Below are 4,645 nucleotides of genomic sequence, written 5' to 3' on the forward strand. Positions count from 1 at the left end.
CGGGCTTGCGAAAGCCAACTTGCACGGGGCGAATGATCAAAAAGTGCTCGCTGGCGGTGATAGGGAAAGTGTCGGCGCCGGCTTCACGGATTCAGGTTTTATACCAGATATCGCAATACCCTAGTTTCTAATCAGGGTGATTAGAAACTCTAACCCCGGTGATTAGAAACTCTAACCCCCCTGATTAGAAACTTTTAATCAAAAAAACGTCATATTTATAGGTCTTTTGCGTTGTTTTTGACATTATTTTTTGAAGTCGCCCCCTCTATTATATTTAGCACCTATTTTCTAACCACTGCGATTAGTTTCTAACGATTAGAAATTCCGATGTTGAAAATAACCCGCAAAGCTCGCTTCGCTCCCTTGTTTTATTGTTTTTAATTACTCCCGCCCTTCGGTTGGGGTTATTGAGCAAGGAGGTATTAGTTTTCTTAGAACAAAGAGAACAGCAAAAGTCTAACCATCACGCCTACCCAACTGCTAACTGTGACAGTTAGCAAATCTAATCACGGCAGTTAGTTTTTACGAATTAAAGTGGTTGTTGCATATTTTTAAAGAACGATTCTCATTTTCTTTACTTGCTTAGGTGGTTTCATACGTCTGCCCACATGAGAAATTGCTAAATCAAAGCAAAAGGAAGGAGAAGTGAGCATATTATTTATTCAATGTCAAGCATTATTTGCGAGAAAATCGGTTTTCCGCCTGCACGGCTTTCTAAGGCGTTTAGGGTGCCTGGGGCTACATCGCCCTAGGGCAGAGGGGTAGAACGGCTGTAAAGGCGGTTTTTTTAGCTTTTGGCGGGGCTTTATATCGGGGTATTAGCTAACTGGGCACGTCTATCAATTGAACAGTGCTAAGTTGTGTTTTATGAAAAGCTTTGGGACAAAATATTGGGACAAATCTGAAAACAAAAATCCCCGCAATCTATTGATTTACGGGGATTTTTTAATTCTGGCGGAGAGGGAGGGATTCGAACCCTCGAAGCCTTTCGACTTACACACTTTCCAGGCGTGCTCCTTCGACCACTCGGACACCTCTCCACATTTTAGCTCTGCTGTTAGGCGCTGCCTTTCTCAACAGAACGGCGCATATTCTATGGTCTAAGCCGTGAAATAGCAAGCCTTTTTCCTGCCTAGGCGTTTGGCAGCACGGCGTAGCGGCCTATGGCTTCTAGGCAGAGCGAATCTCCGCAGTAGAGCTGATGCGTTAGCTCGATGCTGCCCTTACCTCGTTCACTGAGTTTAGCAGCAAGCTGTGCAGGGCCATCCGGATGGCTAGGGGCACAAGTCATGCGATAATCACCCGTGACTGGGGCAAGAAAGCGTTGGCTGGCTTCAGCAACCACCACATCCTGCGCCCTGCCCTGCTGGCGTAGCCAGAGGGTGACCCAGCACCAGCCTTGTAGCGTGGCTTGTGCACTCAGCGCGCCGCCAAAGCCGGTACCTTTGTCGTTGAGGTTGGGCGTAAGCGCCAGTTGCCACGTGAGCGCGCCGTTGGCTTGGCTCATGCGAGTAATGCCCAGCGCCTCTACCATAGGAATGGCCGCCTCCAGCCAGCGCTGAAAGGCAGCTAGGTCCTCCTCGCCTTCCGGTAGCGGCAGGCGGGGATGTGGAATACCGGGTTGGCGGGGCTGACTCATGGCGACCTCCTTGGCATTACAGGGGCTTAGGTTTAATCCCAACGCTCGACAAAATCCGCACTGTTGTGGGTTGCTACTGGCTTGTGGCGGCCCGCTAGGCTGCCCAAATAGATAAAGGCAACGACTTCGTCATCTTCATCCAGACCCAGGCCTTTGCGCACCACGGGATCAAACGCGTATTTGCCGCTGCGCCACATGGCTCCTAGACCTAGCGCGTGGGCCGCCAGCAAAATGCCGTGAGCGGCACAGCCTGCTGAAATCACCTGCTCGATTTTAGGCACTTTGGGAAGGTCCGGCGTCACCTTGGCAATCACCGCGATAATCATCGGTGCACGCAGGGGCTTTTTGCGCGCGGAGTTTAGCGTGTCGTCACTGGCGTGGGGGTCTTCCTGAAATTCGGCTTCAGCAAACAGCTCGCCCAGGCGCTCCCGGCCTTCGCCGGAGAACTCGATAAAGCGCCACGGGCGAAGCTCTTTGTGATCAGGGGCGCGTAGGGCCGCTTGGTATATGGCGCTGAGCTGGTCGGCGCTGGGGGCAGGCTCGGTGAGCTTGCCCATGGAGCTACGTTCGTGAAGCAGTGCGAGTGCGTCCATGATAACTTCTTCTCCATTAAAGGTGAGCGTTACTGCCGTGCTAAGCGCAGCGGGCTGGGGGGCGCAAGACCCGGTGTTGCACGCCAAGGGCTGATGTCCAAGCCACCACGGCGAACGTAGCGGGCCAATACCAACAGCTCTTCTGGCTTCGCTTGCTGCATTACGTCAGTAAAAATATGTTCGACGCAGTGCTCGTGAAAATCCTGGTGCTGGCGGTAGCCAATTAGGTAGCGCAGTAGCCCTTCTCGGTCGAGCTTGGGGCCTTTATAGCGAATCAAGACGCTTCCCCAATCCGGCTGACCGGTCACCGGGCAGTTGGATTTTAGCAGATGCGAATGCAGCGTCTCTTCGACGATCTCATCACTGGCAGTAAGGTGCGTGGCACTTGGCGTGTAGTCGCTAACCTCGATATCCAGGTCGTCTAAGCACTCCCCCGGCAGGCGCTGAGGGGCCAGTTCACTATCATCCACCCCCAGTAGCTCAACGCTCACGCTGGCACCGGCAGCGCTGTTGAGGTCGCGCACTAGCGTCTTTTCTACTTCAGCTTGGCTAGCAAAGCGAGTTTGGTTGAGGCTGTTGAGGTAGAGCTTCCAGGATTTGGACTCAATCAGATGGGGCGAGCTTGCTGGCAGACGGAAGCGTGCCACGGCGACGATCGGCTTGCCGCGGCCATTGAGCCAGGAGACTTCAAACGCGTGCCACTCATCTTCGCCAACAAATGGCAGTGCGCCCTCTTCAATGCCCAGCGGCGCACGATTGGCCGCACGGGGAATGGGGTACAGCAACCCTGCATCGTACTGCTCGGGGTAAGCGGAATCGCGCCCCAGGGGCGCGTGTTCTAAAGTGTCGGGGCGATGTGCCATGGAAACTCTCTCAGTCGTGCTAGTTCAATAAGGGCATTGCAGTCAGGCCGTGAATTAGCTGCGAATGCCCTTACCGCGCTCTAGCATGGTCAGCGCGACCATAAACAGGACAACAATAAAGGCGAAAATAGCCGCTAATGCCCAGACTACCGGAATATCAGAGACGCCCAAAAAGCCGTAGCGGAAGACGTTCACCATATACAGAATCGGGTTGAGCATCGAGACGCCCTGCCAGAAATCCGGCAGCATCGAAATCGAGTAGAACACACCGCCCAAGTAGGTCAGCGGCGTCAGAATAAACGTCGGCACGATGGAGATATCGTCAAACTTGTTCGCCAACAGGGCGTTGATAAAGCCGCCAATGGAGAATAGCGCCGAGGTGAGCACCACCACCAACACCGTGAGCAGCGGATGCTCAACCGTTAAGCGAGTGAAAAACAGCGACACCAGCGTCACAATCAGCCCGACGCCCAAACCCCGCGCCATGCCGCCCAGAATAAACCCGGAAAGGATCACGCCATTGGGCATGGGTGACACCATCATCTCTTCGATGGAGCGCTGAAACTTGTTGGAGAAGAAGCTGGACGCCACGTTGGAGTAGCTGTTGGTGATCACCGACATCATGATCAGCCCTGGCACGATAAAGTCCATGTAGCTGAAGCCGTCCATATCACCAATGCGCGACCCAATCAGGTTGCCAAAAATGATGAAGTACATGGCCATGGTGATGGACGGCGGTAGCAGGGTTTGCGGCCAGATTCGGGTGAAGCGCTTGATCTCTTTAAGTACTAGCGTCCATAAAGCCACGAGGGTTTGCATTGCATTCATGCGCGGGCCTCCTGCTTTTCACGCTGGTCGATGGCCTGCTGACTGCTCTCTACCATGGAAACAAACATCTCCTCTAAGCGGTTGGCACGGTTACGCATGGATACCACCTGAATGCCCTGCGCGCTTAACGCACTGAACACATCGTTCAACTGCTGGCCACGATGAATCACCAGCGCCAGCTGGGAGGACTCGATTTGCTGCAGCTCAAAGCCTTCAATGGTGGGCACTTGCTCCACCGGCTCGGCGAGATCCAGCAGGAAGGTTTCGGTGTCCAGCTCCGCCAGCAGCTCTCGCACGCTGGTGTTCCGAACGATTTCACCATGATTAATAATGGCGATATTACGGCACAGGCTCTCGGCTTCTTCGAGGTAGTGCGTGGTCAGAATGATCGTGGTGCCTTCATCGCGGTTAATGCGGCGCATGTACTCCCACATGCTGCGGCGCAGTTCGATATCGACCCCGGCAGTGGGCTCGTCGAGAATCAGCAACTTGGGTCGGTGCATCAAGGCACGCGCAATCATTAGGCGGCGCTTCATACCTCCTGAGAGCATTCGCGCACTGCCGTTGCGCTTTTCCCACAGCCCTAAATCGGTCAGCAGTTGCTTGGCGCGAGGCAATGCTTCGCTGCGCTTCATGCCGTAGTAACCCGCCTGGGCCAGCACGATATCCAGCACTTTCTCGAACTGGTTGAAGTTAAACTCCTGCGGCACCACGCCCAGCTG

Annotated in this window: 5 protein-coding genes and 1 tRNA gene; all 6 read right to left on the minus strand. The window is 54.1% G+C overall.

The window, feature by feature from the left end; translation table 11 throughout:
• Positions 1-952: 952 nt before the first annotated feature.
• Positions 953-1,040, minus strand: a tRNA-Ser gene (locus BIS10_RS17490).
• 92 nt (positions 1,041-1,132) lie between these two features.
• Complete coding sequence (locus BIS10_RS17495) at positions 1,133-1,639, minus strand: YiiD C-terminal domain-containing protein (RefSeq protein WP_083026555.1); 507 nt, start codon at positions 1,637-1,639, stop codon at positions 1,133-1,135.
• A gap of 32 nt (positions 1,640-1,671) precedes the next feature.
• Complete coding sequence (locus BIS10_RS17500; protein WP_253507225.1) at positions 1,672-2,232, minus strand: nitroreductase; 561 nt, start codon at positions 2,230-2,232, stop codon at positions 1,672-1,674.
• A 29-nt stretch (positions 2,233-2,261) separates the two neighbouring features.
• The gene (gene queF, locus BIS10_RS17505) at positions 2,262-3,095 is read right to left on the minus strand and encodes an NADPH-dependent 7-cyano-7-deazaguanine reductase QueF (RefSeq protein ID WP_083026558.1); all 834 of its coding nucleotides are present in this window, start codon (positions 3,093-3,095) and stop codon (positions 2,262-2,264) included.
• Positions 3,096-3,149: 54 nt separating this feature from the next.
• A complete protein-coding gene (locus BIS10_RS17510; RefSeq protein WP_188638077.1) occupies positions 3,150-3,923 on the minus strand; it encodes an ABC transporter permease in 774 nt (257 codons plus the stop codon).
• On the minus strand, positions 3,920-4,645 hold a 726-nt coding region (locus tag BIS10_RS17515), incomplete at its 5' end, for an ABC transporter ATP-binding protein (RefSeq protein WP_253507227.1). The genes BIS10_RS17510 and BIS10_RS17515, both read right to left, overlap by 4 nt.

This window comes from Halomonas sp. 707B3, assembly GCF_024158645.1.
GTDB lineage: Bacteria > Pseudomonadota > Gammaproteobacteria > Pseudomonadales > Halomonadaceae > Vreelandella > Vreelandella lionensis.

Excerpts from the sequence above, each read along its gene's own strand:
- BIS10_RS17510 (WP_188638077.1), bottom strand. The coding sequence starts at position 3,923 with ATGAATGCAATGCAAACCCTCGTGGCTTTATGGACGCTAGTACTTAAA.
- BIS10_RS17495 (WP_083026555.1), bottom strand. The coding sequence starts at position 1,639 with ATGAGTCAGCCCCGCCAACCCGGTATTCCACATCCCCGCCTGCCGCTA.
- queF (WP_083026558.1), bottom strand. The coding sequence starts at position 3,095 with ATGGCACATCGCCCCGACACTTTAGAACACGCGCCCCTGGGGCGCGAT.
- BIS10_RS17500 (WP_253507225.1), bottom strand. The coding sequence starts at position 2,232 with ATGGACGCACTCGCACTGCTTCACGAACGTAGCTCCATGGGCAAGCTC.